Below are 15,708 nucleotides of genomic sequence, written 5' to 3' on the forward strand. Positions count from 1 at the left end.
TTTCAGGTGCCGGCAAATTCATTTCTTTAATGCCTTACCATATACTTCCAGTGCGCGTTTGCGTGCTACTTCATGTTGTACTATGGGTAAAATATAAGTGAGATCATCTACTTCCGGCACCCATTTGCGAATGTACTGCAGGTCCTTATCAAATTTCTGTGTTTGTAAGGCAGGATTGAACACACGAAAATAAGGAGCAGCATCGCAACCACTGCCGGCAGCCCATTGCCAGCCTCCGTTATTGGCAGCCAGATCGTAATCCAATAACTTCTTCGCAAAATATGCTTCCCCCCAACGCCAGTCTATCAGCAGATGTTTGGTCAGAAAACTGGCTACGATCATCCGCACCCGGTTATGCATATAACCTGTTGCATTCAGTTCCCTCATTCCTGCATCTACAATTGGATAGCCGGTTTGCCCATCGCACCAGCGCTGAAATTCCTTTTCATTATTACGCCATGCAATTGCATCATATTCTTTCCTGAAAGACTGATGCACCACCTGCGGAAAATGCCATAGGATCATCTGGTAAAAATCGCGCCAGATCAATTCATTCAGAAATACTTCATTCAGCTTACGTGCCCTCTGTGCTAAAGCCCTGATACTGATGGTACCAAAACGCAGGTGTACGCTCAACCTTGTAGTACCATCCACAGCGGGGAAATCCCTAGTTTGATCATAATGGCGGATGAGGGCATCCTCTCTATCAGTTCCAGGAAAACTGCTGTCTGTTATTTCAAACCCCATGTCTTTAAGAGCGGGAATAGGCAAGGGTTGTTGTCTGTAAAAATTATCCTTTGCCGGGTAAGGTTTGAGATAAAAATCATTCAGCTTTGCCTTCCACTTTTTGCTATAGGGTGTAAATACCGTATATGGTTCCCCGTTATCTTTCAACACTTCATTCTTTTCAAAGATCACCTGGTCCTTGTATGTATGAAAGGGGATGTTCAGGGTCTTCAATTGCTTTTCTATAGCAGCATCCCGTTCACGGGCATAAGGTTCGTAATCATGATTGGTGAAAACAGCTTTTACTTTGTAACGTTTGGTCCAGTGTATAAAGGCTTCTTCCGGCGTACCATAGAAAACATCCAGTGAGCTGGCGCTTTGTATTAGTTGTTGCTGCAATTGCTCCAGTGTATCGTGGATGAACTGCAATCGCTTATCCGTGCGGTCTTCCAGATCATTGAGAATGTTCGTGTCAAAAACAAAAACCGGCACAACCGGTATACCGCTGCGTAAGGCATGATATAAAGCTGCCTGGTCAGAAAGCCTGAGATCGCGGCGGAGCCAGCAAAGTACAACCATAATTATAAGATAGATTCATACAACAGTTCATGCAGGATAGCGCCTGTTGCATTGCCATAGCTCACTTTACGGAATGTTCCCACCCACCTGATGCCATAAATAGCATTAGTGAGGAAAATTTCTTCCGCATCCTGGAGGTCTGAAATAGTGAGTGGTCTTTCTTCGATCTTAAAAGGGAGATCGGCCTGCAGTAAGTATTTGCGCATCACGCCGCAAACACAGCCTTCGCTGAGTGGCGGTGTATAGATCTTACCATCCTGTACCGCGAAGATATTGGCAATGGTAGTATCAGCAGCACGGCCACGGGCATTCAACAACAATACCTCACTCAGCTGCTGTTGTTTGGCATAGAGTGCGCCCATGATGTAGGGCAGGCAGTTATTGGATTTTATGTTGGACAATTTGTCTCCGGACTTGGTAGCATCCGGATATACGTCCAGCCTTAAGCCGGCGTTGTTCAGTTCAAAGATGTGTTTAGGAAGTTCCCAGCACTGGATAATGAAATGAGGCGTATGATCAACGGGGTCGTACAAACCGGTACCGGCGCGCCATACGGTAAGCCTTACGCGTGCCAGCATACTCACGCCGTTTATGCGGCAGAGTTCCTGTATCAGGCCTGTGAAGTACTCCTTGGAAAAATGCGCAGGAATGTGAAAGTGCAGGATATGCAAACTCGCTATCAGTCTTTCAAAATGAAGATCTGCTAACAACAGTTGCCCCTGATAGACTTTCATCGTTTCAAAACATCCGTCGCCATAGCGAAAACTGCGATTATCCACGGTGAGCAATGGCTTGTCACTCGCCACGAATTTTCCGTTATAACACAATTGCATACTTCTAATTTACGATTATATTACCATTTCAGGAATTTCTCCCTCCACTACCAAACGGCCGGCTGTTTTAGCTACAATTTCAGCTACCGGCACCCCCGGAGCCCGTTCCAGCAGCTTAAAGCCACTGGAGGTTACTTCCAGTACAGCCAGTTCCGTCACGATCTTTTTTACACAATGCACCCCTGTTAATGGCAAGGTACATTTGGGCAGTAGTTTGCTCTCTCCTTTCGGATTGGTGTGCATCATGGCCACGATGATGTTCTTGGCAGAGGCTACCAGGTCCATGGCGCCTCCCATGCCCTTCACCATTTTCCCGGGGATCTTCCAGTTGGCAATATCCCCGTTGTCAGACACTTCCATGGCCCCCAGCACAGTGAGGTCTACTTTTCCTGCGCGGATCATTCCAAAACTTTCCGCAGAGTCGAAAAAGGCACCGCCGGGGAGTACCGTTACTGTTTCTTTACCTGCATTGATCAGGTCTGCATCTATATCTTCTTCCAGGGGATAAGGCCCCATGCCCAGCATGCCATTTTCAGACTGCAGCATAATGGAGATCCCGGAAGGAACAAAATTGGATACGAGGGTGGGAATACCAATCCCAAGGTTCACATACATGCCATCCCGCAATTCCTGCGCTATGCGTTTAGCGATACCGTATTTATCGAGCGCCATTGTAATTGATTTTAGATCTTCACTGTTTTACGCTCAATGCGCTTTTCATAATTGCTACCCTGGAAAATGCGGTGTACATAAATTCCCGCAACATGGATCTCGTCTGCATCCAGTTCTCCGGGTTGCACCAGGTGTTCTACTTCCACAATCGTTACCTTACCGGCTTTTGCCATAGAGGTGCTGAAGTTCCTGGTGGTTTTCCTGAAAACGAGGTTGCCCATGGTGTCTCCCTTCCAGGCTTTCACCAAAGCAAAATCCGCATGCAGGGCTAATTCCATGAGATAATCCTTTCCATCAAAATTGCGGGTTTCCTTCCCTTCAGCTATTTCCGTTCCATAACCTGCGGGGGTAAAAAAGGCGGGGATCCCCATACCTGCCATCTGAATACGGGTGGCCAGTGTTCCCTGGGGAATAAGGTCTACTTCCAGTTCTCCTGATAATAACTGCCTTTCAAATTCTGCGTTCTCCCCTACGTAGGAAGACATCATCTTTTTGATCTGTCTTGTTTTCAGTAAGAGGCCCAGTCCAAATTCATCCACGCCGGCATTATTGGAGATGCAGGTAAGTGTGTGAATGCCCTTACGGACCAGGGCAGCAATGCAGTTTTCCGGAATGCCGCACAGGCCAAAGCCCCCGAGCATAAGGGTAGCGCCGTTGGGTATGTCGGCGATCGCTTCATCGGCGTTAGCAACTACTTTCTTCATGTTTTGGTGTTATAATTAATTAGGGTAAAGTCAGGATCATACTATCCGCACGTGGCCAGTAGAGGGAATCTCTGCGGGTCCTGCCGGGGATGCCATTTTTCCGCTCCTCTTCTTTTCGTTCCAGCGAATCCACCACTTCACGTTTCCGCTTCACAATCTCCTGCATCTCTTTATATACTTCTTCCAGTTTATCCGGATGATGTTCATAATACTTATAGCTGTGCTGAAACTCTTCCCGGCTGATGCCATGCAGTTGAAGGATCTGCACATAGTAACGTTTTATATTTTCTTCGCGGACGGAATCTGCGATCTTTACGGTATCTATTCCCTGGTCTCTTCCGTATACTTCCGCATAATTCATATCCAGCAGGATGTCTCTCATTTTATCCTTTGCCAGCACATCCTTTGGTACACGATCCGCCTGTCCGCAGGCGAACAACAAACTGAGTAAAAATACTCCGGCCGTCTTACGCATGAATCTATCTTAATTGTTGATATTTATTAGCATTGGGTATATCCAGTGTGGCCAGGATCTGGCCTGCCCTCACTTTTTCCTGGGGAGGGGCTTTGGAAAAGATCTTCAGCAGCTCATCGCTCTTTGCATTAAAGAAAACCTGCAGCAGCATGGAGTTCGGCATTTCTTCCTGGATCCCCACGAGCATATTCAGGCAGTTCATGACAGCAGCTCTCCCCTTGTTCACATCCTCATACATCTGGTCCAGCCCCTGGCGATGGTACTGGTACATTACATCATGAAAGCGGCTGAACTTTACATTCAGCAGGTTATCCTGTAACCAGTAACGGTTACGGTTACCCTCAAATGCTTTCCAGCCGGAAATATCTTTTCCGTCCGGGGCATTGTTTACAATGTTCAGTGCTTTTTTGAAGAAATTGTCGCCACCACGGGGAGAGAAAGAATCGTAATCCATTCCCAGTATGATATAGATATAATATGCAAGAGAAGCCGTGAGGTTGGATACCAGCGGATCATTGGCCACGATACGCTGTTCATTGAATTCCAGTGGTTGGAATTCAATGTATTTGAACACGATATTGTTATCCTGCGTGTTCAGGATGCTGGTAGTATATCCGGCATTAAAAACCGGGCGGGTGGCCTGTATGGTGAGGGAAGCTTTGTAAGTGTTGTTACCCAGCGCCTGTGTTACGTTCAGCAGGAAATTGCATTCAATACGTTCTGCGGGAGTGAATGCATCATCCGTCCATCGGCGGTTATTGAGGAACTCAGCGAGGGCACTCTGCAGGGTATTGAAGATCTTCCTATCTGTACCGGTGCTCAATTGCGCAGCCTGTACAGAAACATTGGCCCTCAGTTCCTGGGCACCTGCATGGAAACAGCAGAACAGGCAGAGGGAGGATAGCAGGTATTTAAGCATGTTGCAAATCGATTATAGCCAATACTATATTTCGGGCCACCTCCTGCTTTGATTGCAGGGGCAGTGCCTGTTCTTTTCCATTCCGGGATAAGAGCAGTACTTTATTTGTATCGTAATTGAAACCGGCGCCGGCATCGTTCAGGGAATTGAGCACCACCATATCCAGGTTTTTGTCCTGCAGCTTCTTAAGCGCAAACTCGCGCTCATTGTTAGTTTCGAGGGAAAATCCTATCAATAGCTGGCCATTCTTCTTCTGGCTGCCGAGCGTTCGGGCAATATCTTTTGTTTTCTCCAGTTCAATATTTAATTCGTCATCCTTCTTCTTCATTTTCTTATCTGCCACGTTTTTGGGTCTGTAATCCGCCACTGCAGCGGCCATTACGATAATGTCCGCTTTCGGTGAAAGTTCCATACAGCTGGAAAACATATCCGCTGCCGTTACCACACGGGTAGTAACAACGCCACTATGTTGGGTGGAAAGATGGGTAGGCCCTAAAACCAATTGCACATTTGCACCCGCTTCGGCTAATGCTTCTGCAAGTGCTATGCCCATTTTTCCGCTGGAATGATTACTGATAAAACGAACGGGGTCCAAAGGTTCCTGGGTGGGGCCTGCAGATACAAGCGCTGTTTTGCCAGCCAGGGGTTTATTCCCTTTTGAGAAGAAATCATGGAGATACGCAATAATGGCTTCCGGTTCGGCCATTCTGCCCTCCCCGAATAAACCACTGGCCAGTTCCCCTTTTTGAATGGGTATCTGCTGGTGACCGTAGGAGAGCAATTTAGCTATATTGGCTTTGGTGGCAGGATGGAACCACATATCCTCATCCATGGCAGGGGCAAATAATACAGGGCAGGTGGCAGAAAGGTACACTGCCAGCAGCAGGTTATCTGTGATACCATTGGCCATTTTGGCCATGGTATTGGCAGAAGCGGGGGCAATCAACATTACATCCGCCCAGCGGCCCAGCATTACATGGTTACTCCAGCTGCCGTGCTCACTGATGGTAACCCCTACTTCCTGTTTGGAAAGGGTGGATAAAGTGAGCGGCGTAATAAATTCCGTAGCAGCGGGGGTCATAAGCACTTTAACCTGTGCGCCTTCTTTTACAAGCAAACGCACCAACAGGGCAGCTTTATAAGCTGCAATGCTGCCGGTAACACCTAATAGAATTTTTTTCCCTTGTAACATGCAGTAAAACAAAAGCGGCAGAATGTATCTATTCTGCCGCTATGAAGTTAATATTTTTCGTGATAACTGATGTGGATCAGCTATACAGATCGTCGTCGTTCTTACGGAAGTAGATCTTGTTATCCAGGAACTCGTTGGTAGCCTGAATAGCAGAATTAGCCAGTCTTTCGTAGAAACGGGATATTTCGATCTGCTCTTTGTTCTCATGCACTTCTTCCAGATTATCCGTGTGGCTGGCGAACTCTTCCAGTTTGGAATGCAGTTCTTCCTTTACAGTAATATTGATCTGGTTTGCCCTTTTGGCAATAATGGCAATAGATTCATACAGGTTACCAGTCCGGTTTTTGATGTCGGTGGTGTTCCTTGTTTCAACCATAGGGTTTATGCTACTGGTTAGACTTCTCTTTATTTTGCTCATTTTCCAGCGTTTTAATGTTATTTTTTGCTAAGGTATAATATTTTTCGGCATCGCCCTTCAATTTGCTTGAGGGGTAACGGTCTGTAAACTCCAGGAACTCGGTTACCACGGTCTCATAACGCTCCATTTGCTTGGAAGGTATGCTTTGCTTGGCATACTGGTAATAGCATTTGATAGCCATGAACTTGTAACCGTCACTTTTCTCGGAATCCGGGTAAGCGCGCATGAGGCTTTTGAATGAAACCCCTGCTGCTTTGTAATGCCCCAGGTTATAATACAGTTCGGCTGCGTTATAGTCCTTTTGTTCCAGCTTGCGGCGTAATAACTCTATCACCACATTGGCTTCCGCTGCTTTAGGGGAAGTGGGGTATGAGTTGATGAAGGTCTGCATCGCTGCGATGGCCTTCATGGAGTTGGTTTGATCCAGCGGTACCTTGGGAGACAGCTTATAATAGCTGTAAGCATGCTGATAATCCACTTCCATCGCTCTTGGGCTGCTGGGCAGGGCCTCCAGGTAGTTCTTGAAATGGAAAGTAGCCTGGGTATAGTCCTTCAGGTAAAAAGAACAGTAGGCGTACTTATAGTACAGATCTTCAAACTTCTCGGTGCCTTTAAAGATTGGAATCAGTTCCTCATACAGCGTTTGCGCCATCTGGTACTTCTTCTTGTCGTACATCTTATTAGCGTACGCCAGTTTCTTTTCAAGATCGTTACTTTTTTCGATCCGCCTTAATTCCCTGTTACAGGAGACAGCGCCAACTAAAAATGCCAAAAGGCCAGTGTATAAGAGAATTTTCCTCATAAAAAAGAATCGCAAAGGTACGAATTAAAAGCAAATATTATTAACAGCGGAGAAAGAGCAGTTAAAATTTTGCAAAAATGGTGTAAATCAGGGTCTAAGGCCTACAGAATGGGCTTATCCACAGATAAGCAATCACTATCAACAATTTATCCACATTTCTATTCACAGTATCCACACTCCCACCCTGAAAACAACCTTGAAACGCTGACTAACAGGCACAAATAACCTGTGGAAAAAATATATAATCTCTTTTTTCGGTTAAAAGTGGGAAAAAGTGTTATTTTGTGTTAGAAAGTAGAATTTAGGTACTAAATCAAAGCATGACAGGATTTTTAGGTGAATATGAAGCAACGCTGGACGCGAAAGGGCGTTTTCTGCTCCCTGCCGGATTTAAACGGCAGATAGCGGAAAGTGCCGGGAACCAGTTTGTGCTGAACCGTGGCTTTGAAAAGTGCCTGACTTTGTACCCGATGAATGAATGGCAGCCTATACAGGAGCGGATTGGCAAGTTGAATGATTTTGACCCGAAAGTTAGGGAATTCCGCCGCTATTTTCTCAACGGGGCCACCATCCTGGAACTGGATAGTGCAGGCCGGCTGAACATCCCAAAGAACCTGATGGTTCATGCGGGGTTAGACAAGGATATTGTGCTGACGGCGGCCAACAACAAGATTGAGATCTGGGACAAAACGAAATACCAGGAGTTCTTTGATAATTTTTCACCGGAGGCCTTTAGCAGCTTAGCGCAACAGGTAATGACCGGAGAGGGACCAAATTTGGGATTGTAAAGCGGCGCATATGGAACCATCACAGTATCACCTGCCCGTTCTGCTTCATGAAGTAGTGGAGCATTTACAGATCAAACCCAACGGCACTTACGTGGATGTCACTTTTGGCGGCGGAGGACATTCCAGGGCTATCCTGGAAAAACTCGGCCCCCAGGGAAGACTGATTGTGTTTGATCAGGATGAGGATGCTTACCGTAACCGGATCATCGATGACAGGGTCACTTTCGTCCGCGAGAATTTCCGTCACCTTCACCGCTTCATGAAACTGCATAAAGCTTTGGATGCGGATGGGCTACTGGCAGACCTTGGTGTTTCCTCCCATCAGTTTGATACAGGAGCCAGGGGGTTTTCCACCCGTTTTGACGGAAACCTGGATATGCGGATGGATACCCGTAATGCTAAAACGGCGGCGGACATTCTGCATACCTACTCTGAACAACGGCTTTTGCAGATCTTCCAGGATTACGGAGAGGTAACCAACTCCAAAACCCTGGCAAAAACGATCGTACAGTTGCGGAAAGCGCATCCGTTACGCACCATTACTGAATTCAAATCTCTCATACAGCCTATCGTGAAAGGCAATCCTGCAAAATACCTGGCCCAGGTCTTTCAGGCCCTGCGGATAGAAGTGAATGATGAGCTGGGTGCATTGAAAGACCTGCTCACACAATCACAACAGGTATTGAAGCCGGGAGGTATACTGGCAGTGATCACCTTCCATTCCCTGGAGGACCGGTTGGTGAAGAATTATATGAAAACCGGAAGTTTTGAAGCCACGGACGATAACCCCTACGCTTTCGAAACACCGCCAAAGCTGTTCAAGCCGGTTACAAAAAAACCGGTTACAGCCAGTGAAGCAGAATTGAAGGCAAATCCGCGGAGCAGAAGCGCCAAGTTAAGGATCGCAGAAAAAGTATAATAGCGCCGGTTACTTCCATCCTATCCCCTAGTTACTGAGAAAAGAATTTTGAGAATAAACTGTTGCTAAACCTTGTAATGTGTTGCAGGAAGAAGAAAAGCATATGAATGAAGAAGCAGGTGCGGAAGCACTTCCACAGGAGCCAAAAAGAGAATGGCGCCTGCGGATCAACTACCAGCTCATCACGCAGAACCTTCCCTTCCTCCTTTTCCTGGCAGTACTGGCACTGGTGTATATCGCCAACAGTCATCTGGCAGAAAAAAAGGTCCGCCGCATCAACAAGCTCAGCAAAGAGATAAAAGAATTGAAATGGGAATATCTGAGCGTGAAAAGCGAACTGATGTTCCGGAGCAAATTAAGTGAAGTAAGCAAAGCCGTGGAACCGCTGGGGTTGAAAGAACTGAATGCACCACCGCAACGCATTGAAGTGAAAACGGAAAAAGCGGAACAACAATAATATTCATTAGATACTGATACCTGACCCGGCAAATGGAAATTAAAAAGGACATACTATGGCGAGCTTATCTGTGCTTAATTGGCATGGGGATCTTTGCTGTGGCTATCCTCGGCAAGGTATTCTATATACAACATGTGAAAGGCGATTACTGGCGCAGTATGTCTGACAGCCTGCATACCTCCTATATGGACCTTGATGCAGACCGTGGCACGATCTATTCCGAAGAAGGACGCATGCTTTCTACCTCCATTCCCTACTTCGACATCCGGATAGATTTTCAGGCAGACGGGCTGATGGATAAGAAAGCCAACATCTTCAAGGATAATATAGACTCTCTCTCCGTCCGCCTGGCGGCCCTGTTCATGGATCGTTCCGCAAATGCATACAAGAAGTTGCTCGAGGAAGGATACAAGGATAAGGACCGCTACTTTCTTCTTAAAAGAGATATCAAATTCGATGACTACCAGGAACTGCGGACCTTTCCAATGTTCCGGCTCGGAAGGAATAAAAGCGGGCTCATCGCTGAGACTAAAAACAAAAGGATCAACCCTTTCAAACTACTGGCCAATCGTACGATTGGCCTTGCGCGTGAAAACTCGCAGAACGTAGGACTGGAAAGAACGTATAACGAAAGCCTGAATGGTGTTACCGGTAAACGCCTCATGCGCCGCATCGCGGGAAACACTTTTATGCCGGTGGAAGGATTTGACATCGAACCTGAAAACGGGAAAGATGTGATCACCACCCTGGATGTGAACATGCAGGACATTGCCGAGAACGCACTCATGAAAATGCTGGTGCAGAACGAAGCAGAACACGGTACCTGCATACTCATGGAAGTGAAAACCGGTAAGATCAAAGCCATTGCCAACCTGGGCCGTCAAAAGGATGGCAGCTATTGGGAGGATCTGAACTATGCCCTGCAGGTGGGAGAACCCGGCTCTACTTTCAAACTGGCCACAATGATTGCCGTATTGGAAGATGGATTTGTAACACCTAATAATACGGTGGACCTGAACTATGGCAGATGGCCGGTAGGTAAAAGAGTGGTGTATGATTCCGAACCACATCACCTGACCACGGTAACCATTAAACGTGCATTTGAAAGAAGCTCGAATGTAGGGATGGCTAAACTGGCCTATCAATATTATTATAAGAACCCGAATGAGTTCGCTAATCACTTTAAAAGATTACACCTCGATACACCTACTGGAATTGACATTGTAGGGGAAGGGAAACCGGTGATCAAAACAACCGCTTCCCGCAGCTGGAGTGCCAGCACCCTGCCCTGGATGGCTTTTGGATATGAAGTATTACAAAGCCCTCTGCAAACAGCCATGCTCTATAATGCAGTGGCTAACAACGGAAAGATGATGCGGCCTTACCTCGTAAACGCCATTATGGAGTTTGGTAAACCGGTAAAATCGTTTGAACCCACAGTTGTGCTGGACAGCATCTGCTCTCCCCGTACACTGGCACAGCTGAAAGATATGCTGGAAGGTGTGGTGCTGAATGGTACCGCAGTAAAACTGCAAACACCTTACTACCGTATCGCCGGCAAAACTGGTACAGCACTGGTAGCTAACGGAAACCGCGGATATGCGGATAAGATCTACCAGTCTTCATTTGCAGGTTATTTCCCTGCGGACGACCCGCAATTCACCTGCGTAGTGGTGATCAAAAATAAACCCCATGCTGCAAAGTTCTATGGAGGAACTGTAGCTGGGCCTGTGTTCAGGGAAGTAGCGGATAAATTGTATGCGCTGGCTATTCAGAAACCCCGTCCTATAAACGGCGTTTCAGTACTGGACACACTCATGGCCATGAAAGGTGGCAAAGGAAGTGAATGGCGCAGCGTGGTAACGGCATTGAACTTACCCTGGCAAGGCGTGATCAACAACTCTAACTGGGTAAGTACAGATGTAAAGAACAACAAAGTCAGCTTTGAATCGCTGTCGCAATCCCCGGGCCAGGTACCTGATGTGAAAGGAATGGGATTGAAAGATGCATTGTACCTGCTGGAAAATGCAGGGCTGAGGGTAGTGATCAAAGGTGCAGGAAGGGTTACATCACAATCCCTGCCTGGCGGTACCAATATTGGAAAAGAACAAACAATCATAATAGAACTCGGTTGATGAAGACGCTGCGGGAAATATTATATAATGTGAACATCCTGGCGGTGCAGGGCAATAATGATATTGCCGTGCGCGCTTTGAGCATTGATTCACGGCAGATCAAAACAGGCGATGCTTTCATCGCCATTCGTGGTTTTGCGGCAGACGGGCATCAGTTCATCTCCAAAGCTATTGCATTGGGTGCTTCTGCTGTGATCTGTGAAACACTGCCGGATACCATTTCCCCGGATGTATGTTATGTGCAGGTAAGCAATAGTGCACAGGCAGGTGGCGTAATGGCCGGTAACTTCTTCGACAATCCTTCCCAGAAACTGACACTGATAGGGGTAACAGGTACAAATGGTAAAACTACCATCGCTACCCTCCTGTTCCGTTTGTTCACACAACTGGGGCATCATTGCGGGCTGTTATCTACTGTTCAGAACCAGATAGGCGACAGGATTGTTCCGGCAACACATACCACGCCCGATCCCATCAGTCTGAATGCACTACTGGCAGACATGGTAGCGGAAGGTTGTGATTATGCTTTTATGGAAGTAAGCTCCCATGCTATTCATCAGCAACGGATAGCAGGACTGAGGTTCGCGGGAGGCATCTTCTCCAATATCACGCATGATCACCTAGACTATCACAAAACCTTTGATGAATATATCCGTGTAAAGAAGTCCTTCTTTGATCAGTTACCAAACAATGCTTTTGCCATCACCAACCTCGATGATAAACGCGGACCGGTGATGCTGCAAAACACCAAAGCCCGCAAAGCCACTTACAGCCTGCGCAGTATGGCCGACTTTAAAGGTAAGATCATTGAAAACAATATCACGGGCCTTGTGATGCTGGTAGGAGAAAGGGAAGTACACTTCCGCCTGATCGGTGAGTTCAATGCTTATAACCTCATGGCCGTGTACGGTGCAGCGGTGCTGGCAGGTAAAGACAAGGATGAAGTACTGGCTGCACTCAGTGATCTGAAAGGAGCTGAAGGCCGCTTTGATTATATCATTTCCAAAGAGCAACGTGTGATCGGTATTGTTGACTATGCCCACACACCGGATGCTTTGCTCAATGTGCTGGCCACCATCAAAAATCTCCGCCAGGGCCATGAGCAGATCATTACCGTGGTAGGTTGCGGTGGAGACAGGGATACAACCAAACGCCCGGTGATGGGAGAAGTAGCTGCAGAACATAGTGATAAAGTGATCTTTACTTCGGATAATCCCCGTTCTGAAGATCCGGGAGAGATCATCCGCCAGATGGAAGCAGGTGTTGGAGTGCATCAACGTAAAAAGGTTATTTCCCTTTCCGATCGTAAGGAAGCTATCAAAACCGCCTGCAGCTTTGCAAAGCAGGAAGATATCATCCTCATTGCCGGGAAAGGTCATGAAAAATACCAGGAGATCAATGGGGTAAAACATCCTTTTGACGATAAACAAGTGTTGCTGGAAATGTTCGCGCTGTTAGAAAAATAAAATCAGAGATCACGATCCATTTATATGTTATACTACTTATTCAATTATCTAAAAACAGAATTTAACTACACCGGTACCGGAATGTGGCAATTCATCACCTTCCGGGTAACGATGGCGTTATTACTGTCACTCGCGATCTCTTTGCTTTTTGGTAAACGTATTGTCAGGTACCTGCAAAAGAAACAGATCGGCGAAACGATCCGTGATCTGGGCCTGGAAGGGCAGGTAAGCAAAAAAGGCACTCCCACCATGGGTGGCCTGATCATCCTGGCTGCCATCGTGATCCCTACTATCCTTTTTGCCCGGGTATTGAATGTATACATCCTGCTCATCCTGCTTTGCACCATCTGGCTGGGATTGATCGGGTTTATTGATGACTATATCAAAGTATTTAAAAAGAATAAAGAAGGACTTGCCGGAAGGTTTAAAATACTGGGGCAGATAGGGCTTGGGCTCATCGTGGGGCTTACCCTGTATTTCAATGACAATGTGGTGATCTCCCGTGAAGTAATGAACGGTAAAAAGATGCCGGCGAATGAAAGAGTGATCAATAGTTCCGAAAGGGTAACCGTAGATGGGCAAAAGTTTGTGGACGTTAAAACACCAATCACCACCATTCCTTTCGTAAAGAACCATGAATTCAATTATTCCAAACTGATCTCCTGGATAGGGCCCGGTGCGGAGAAATACACTTTCATCCTGTACACCCTGATCGTGATCGTTATCATTGTAGCCGTGTCCAATGGTGCCAATCTTACGGATGGACTGGATGGGCTGGCAACAGGCGTTTCCGCAGTGATAGGGATCTGCCTTGGCATTTTTGCTTATGTGAGCGGTAACATCAAGTTTGCGGAGTACCTCAATATTATGTACATCCCCAACCTCGGTGAACTCTCCATATTCATTGCAGCCCTGGTAGGAGCCTGTGTAGGTTTCCTCTGGTACAACGCTTTCCCTGCCCAGGTTTTTATGGGTGATACAGGCAGTCTCGCACTGGGAGGCATCATTGCATCACTGGCCATTATTGTGAGAAAAGAATTGCTGATCCCCATCTTCTGCGGTGTGTTCCTGGTAGAAAACCTGAGCGTACTGATCCAGGTGAGCTATTTCAAATACACGAAGAAGAAGTATGGTGAAGGAAGAAGGGTATTCTTAATGAGTCCCCTGCATCACCATTATCAGAAGCTGGGATATCATGAAAGTAAGATCTCTGTGCGGTTCTGGATTGTGACGGTGATGTGTGTGGTATTTGCCATTGCTACATTAAAAATGAGATAAGGCCCATGAAACTCGTTATACTGGGAGCTGGAGAAAGCGGGATCGGTGCAGCATTGCTGGGAAAACAAAAGGGATTTGAAGTATTTGTTTCAGACGGCGGTCAGATCAAAGACATCTATAAACAGGAGCTGGCGGTGAATAATATCCCTTTTGAAGAAGGGCACCACTCCTGGAATATTATACTGGAGGCGGATGAAATTGTGAAAAGTCCGGGTATACCGGAAAAGTCCGAGTTGATGAAGAAAGTGAGGGAGCGTGGTGTATCAGTGATCTCAGAGATCGAATTTGCGTGGCGCTTCAGTAAGGACAAAAAGATCATTGCCATCACGGGTAGTAACGGTAAAAGCACCACAACGGCGCTCACTTACCACATTTTCAGAACAGCCGGCCTTAACGCCGCACTGGTTGGTAACATTGGCATCAGCTATGCCCGCCAGGTAGCCTTAGAGCCTGCAGACTATTATGTTATAGAGATCAGCAGCTTTCAGCTGGACGATATACGTGATTTCAAACCGGATGTAGCTATCCTCCTGAACATCACACCGGACCATCTGGACCGCTATGATTATAAAATGGAAAACTATGTGGCATCAAAATTCCGCATAGCCATGAATCAAACGAAGGAGGATTTTTTCATTTACTGTAAAGACGATCCAGAGATCAGGCATTATTTAGAAACGAAACCCATTTATTCAGAACCAATACCTTTTAGCATTATGGAACCATTGAAAGAAGGTGGATTTATAGAAAACGAACAATTGAATATTCACGTGAAAGACGAGCCGGTAATTATGTCTATGTATGACCTGGCATTAAAAGGAAAGCACAATTTGTATAATTCAATGGCAGCAGGGATAGCAGGTCGCACAATGGATATCCGGAAAGAAAAGATCCGGGAAAGCCTGGCTTCATTCAAGAGCCTGGAGCACCGTATGGAATATGTAGCCACGGTGCGTGGTGTAGACTTTATAAACGACAGCAAGGCTACTAACGTGAATTCAGTATGGTTCGCATTGGAAAGTATGGAACGCCCTGTAGTTCTTATTATGGGCGGTGTGGATAAAGGCAATGATTACAGTGCCATCCGTGACCTGGTACGTGAAAAAGTGAAGGCCATCATTTGCCTGGGCGTAGATAACCGCCCCATCCACGAAGGTCTTTCCAAAGACATAGAAGTAATGGTGAATACGGACAATATGAAGGATGCCGTTGCGGCCGCCTTCCAGATGTCCAGCAAAGGAGATGTAGTACTGCTCTCCCCTGCCTGCGCCAGCTTTGACCTCTTCAAGAATTATGAAGAGAGAGGCCGCCAGTTTAAGGAAGCAGTGAGAGAACTTTAATCATA

16 protein-coding genes are annotated in these 15,708 nt (G+C 46.6%); 7 read left to right on the plus strand and 9 right to left on the minus strand.

The genetic code is table 11. The features are described 5' to 3' along the window. Positions 1-18: 18 nt before the first annotated feature. The 9 genes from BUR42_RS16650 to BUR42_RS16690 form a co-directional block, all read right to left on the minus strand. On the minus strand, positions 19-1,305 hold the full coding sequence (locus BUR42_RS16650) for a cryptochrome/photolyase family protein (RefSeq protein WP_074240298.1): 1,287 nt from the start codon (positions 1,303-1,305) through the stop codon (positions 19-21). A 2-nt stretch (positions 1,306-1,307) separates the two neighbouring features. Next, positions 1,308-2,138, minus strand: a complete 831-nt coding sequence (locus tag BUR42_RS16655; protein WP_074240299.1) for an aminotransferase class IV — start codon at positions 2,136-2,138, stop codon at positions 1,308-1,310. A gap of 15 nt (positions 2,139-2,153) precedes the next feature. Then, positions 2,154-2,810 (minus strand): 3-oxoacid CoA-transferase subunit B, encoded by a 657-nt coding sequence (locus BUR42_RS16660; protein ID WP_074240300.1) that lies wholly within the window; start codon positions 2,808-2,810, stop codon positions 2,154-2,156. Between the two features lie 11 nt (positions 2,811-2,821). After that, positions 2,822-3,514 (minus strand): CoA transferase subunit A, encoded by a 693-nt coding sequence (locus BUR42_RS16665; protein ID WP_074240301.1) that lies wholly within the window; start codon positions 3,512-3,514, stop codon positions 2,822-2,824. A 19-nt stretch (positions 3,515-3,533) separates the two neighbouring features. Continuing rightward, positions 3,534-3,989, minus strand: a complete 456-nt coding sequence (locus BUR42_RS16670) for a DUF4296 domain-containing protein (RefSeq protein WP_074240302.1) — start codon at positions 3,987-3,989, stop codon at positions 3,534-3,536. Between the two features lie 4 nt (positions 3,990-3,993). Continuing rightward, positions 3,994-4,908 (minus strand): type IX secretion system protein PorD, encoded by a 915-nt coding sequence (gene porD, locus BUR42_RS16675; RefSeq protein WP_074240303.1) that lies wholly within the window; start codon positions 4,906-4,908, stop codon positions 3,994-3,996. After that, complete coding sequence (coaBC, locus tag BUR42_RS16680) at positions 4,901-6,100, minus strand: bifunctional phosphopantothenoylcysteine decarboxylase/phosphopantothenate--cysteine ligase CoaBC (RefSeq protein WP_074240304.1); 1,200 nt, start codon at positions 6,098-6,100, stop codon at positions 4,901-4,903. The genes porD and coaBC overlap by 8 nt, the downstream gene beginning before the upstream one ends. 76 nt (positions 6,101-6,176) lie before the next feature. After that, complete coding sequence (locus BUR42_RS16685; protein ID WP_234979687.1) at positions 6,177-6,476, minus strand: DNA-directed RNA polymerase subunit omega; 300 nt, start codon at positions 6,474-6,476, stop codon at positions 6,177-6,179. A gap of 10 nt (positions 6,477-6,486) precedes the next feature. Further along, positions 6,487-7,290 (minus strand): outer membrane protein assembly factor BamD, encoded by an 804-nt coding sequence (locus BUR42_RS16690; RefSeq protein WP_234979688.1) that lies wholly within the window; start codon positions 7,288-7,290, stop codon positions 6,487-6,489. Between the two features lie 350 nt (positions 7,291-7,640). Here BUR42_RS16690 and mraZ point away from each other — a divergent pair, with 350 nt between their 5' ends. The 7 genes from mraZ to murD all read left to right on the plus strand — a co-directional run bounded on the left by mraZ (position 7,641) and on the right by murD (position 15,703). Further along, complete coding sequence (mraZ, locus tag BUR42_RS16695) at positions 7,641-8,108, plus strand: division/cell wall cluster transcriptional repressor MraZ (protein ID WP_074240307.1); 468 nt, start codon at positions 7,641-7,643, stop codon at positions 8,106-8,108. A 10-nt stretch (positions 8,109-8,118) separates the two neighbouring features. Further along, positions 8,119-9,027 (plus strand): 16S rRNA (cytosine(1402)-N(4))-methyltransferase RsmH, encoded by a 909-nt coding sequence (rsmH, locus tag BUR42_RS16700; protein WP_074240308.1) that lies wholly within the window; start codon positions 8,119-8,121, stop codon positions 9,025-9,027. A gap of 79 nt (positions 9,028-9,106) precedes the next feature. Further along, positions 9,107-9,484 (plus strand): FtsL-like putative cell division protein, encoded by a 378-nt coding sequence (locus BUR42_RS16705; RefSeq protein WP_234979689.1) that lies wholly within the window; start codon positions 9,107-9,109, stop codon positions 9,482-9,484. 83 nt (positions 9,485-9,567) lie between these two features. After that, a complete protein-coding gene (locus BUR42_RS16710) occupies positions 9,568-11,619 on the plus strand; it encodes a penicillin-binding protein (RefSeq protein ID WP_234979690.1) in 2,052 nt (683 codons plus the stop codon). Further along, the gene (locus tag BUR42_RS16715) at positions 11,619-13,085 is read left to right on the plus strand and encodes a UDP-N-acetylmuramoyl-L-alanyl-D-glutamate--2,6-diaminopimelate ligase (RefSeq protein WP_074240310.1); all 1,467 of its coding nucleotides are present in this window, start codon (positions 11,619-11,621) and stop codon (positions 13,083-13,085) included. The genes BUR42_RS16710 and BUR42_RS16715 overlap by 1 nt, the downstream gene beginning before the upstream one ends. Before the next feature lie 81 nt (positions 13,086-13,166). Beyond that, the gene (gene mraY / locus BUR42_RS16720) at positions 13,167-14,363 is read left to right on the plus strand and encodes a phospho-N-acetylmuramoyl-pentapeptide-transferase (RefSeq protein ID WP_234979691.1); all 1,197 of its coding nucleotides are present in this window, start codon (positions 13,167-13,169) and stop codon (positions 14,361-14,363) included. A 5-nt stretch (positions 14,364-14,368) separates the two neighbouring features. Further along, positions 14,369-15,703, plus strand: a complete 1,335-nt coding sequence (gene murD / locus BUR42_RS16725; RefSeq protein ID WP_074240312.1) for a UDP-N-acetylmuramoyl-L-alanine--D-glutamate ligase — start codon at positions 14,369-14,371, stop codon at positions 15,701-15,703. Positions 15,704-15,708 lie beyond the last annotated feature (5 nt).

The sequence above is a fragment of the Chitinophaga niabensis genome, from assembly GCF_900129465.1.
Lineage (GTDB): Bacteria > Bacteroidota > Bacteroidia > Chitinophagales > Chitinophagaceae > Chitinophaga > Chitinophaga niabensis.

Excerpts from the sequence above, each read along its gene's own strand:
- BUR42_RS16655 (WP_074240299.1), bottom strand. The coding sequence starts at position 2,138 with ATGCAATTGTGTTATAACGGAAAATTCGTGGCGAGTGACAAGCCATTG.
- BUR42_RS16670 (WP_074240302.1), bottom strand. The coding sequence starts at position 3,989 with ATGCGTAAGACGGCCGGAGTATTTTTACTCAGTTTGTTGTTCGCCTGC.
- rsmH (WP_074240308.1), top strand. The coding sequence starts at position 8,119 with ATGGAACCATCACAGTATCACCTGCCCGTTCTGCTTCATGAAGTAGTG.
- BUR42_RS16660 (WP_074240300.1), bottom strand. The coding sequence starts at position 2,810 with ATGGCGCTCGATAAATACGGTATCGCTAAACGCATAGCGCAGGAATTG.
- mraZ (WP_074240307.1), top strand. The coding sequence starts at position 7,641 with ATGACAGGATTTTTAGGTGAATATGAAGCAACGCTGGACGCGAAAGGG.
- porD (WP_074240303.1), bottom strand. The coding sequence starts at position 4,908 with ATGCTTAAATACCTGCTATCCTCCCTCTGCCTGTTCTGCTGTTTCCAT.
- BUR42_RS16715 (WP_074240310.1), top strand. The coding sequence starts at position 11,619 with ATGAAGACGCTGCGGGAAATATTATATAATGTGAACATCCTGGCGGTG.
- coaBC (WP_074240304.1), bottom strand. The coding sequence starts at position 6,100 with ATGTTACAAGGGAAAAAAATTCTATTAGGTGTTACCGGCAGCATTGCA.
- BUR42_RS16650 (WP_074240298.1), bottom strand. The coding sequence starts at position 1,305 with ATGGTTGTACTTTGCTGGCTCCGCCGCGATCTCAGGCTTTCTGACCAG.
- murD (WP_074240312.1), top strand. The coding sequence starts at position 14,369 with ATGAAACTCGTTATACTGGGAGCTGGAGAAAGCGGGATCGGTGCAGCA.
- BUR42_RS16710 (WP_234979690.1), top strand. The coding sequence starts at position 9,568 with ATGGGGATCTTTGCTGTGGCTATCCTCGGCAAGGTATTCTATATACAA.
- BUR42_RS16685 (WP_234979687.1), bottom strand. The coding sequence starts at position 6,476 with ATGGTTGAAACAAGGAACACCACCGACATCAAAAACCGGACTGGTAAC.
- mraY (WP_234979691.1), top strand. The coding sequence starts at position 13,167 with ATGTGGCAATTCATCACCTTCCGGGTAACGATGGCGTTATTACTGTCA.
- BUR42_RS16665 (WP_074240301.1), bottom strand. The coding sequence starts at position 3,514 with ATGAAGAAAGTAGTTGCTAACGCCGATGAAGCGATCGCCGACATACCC.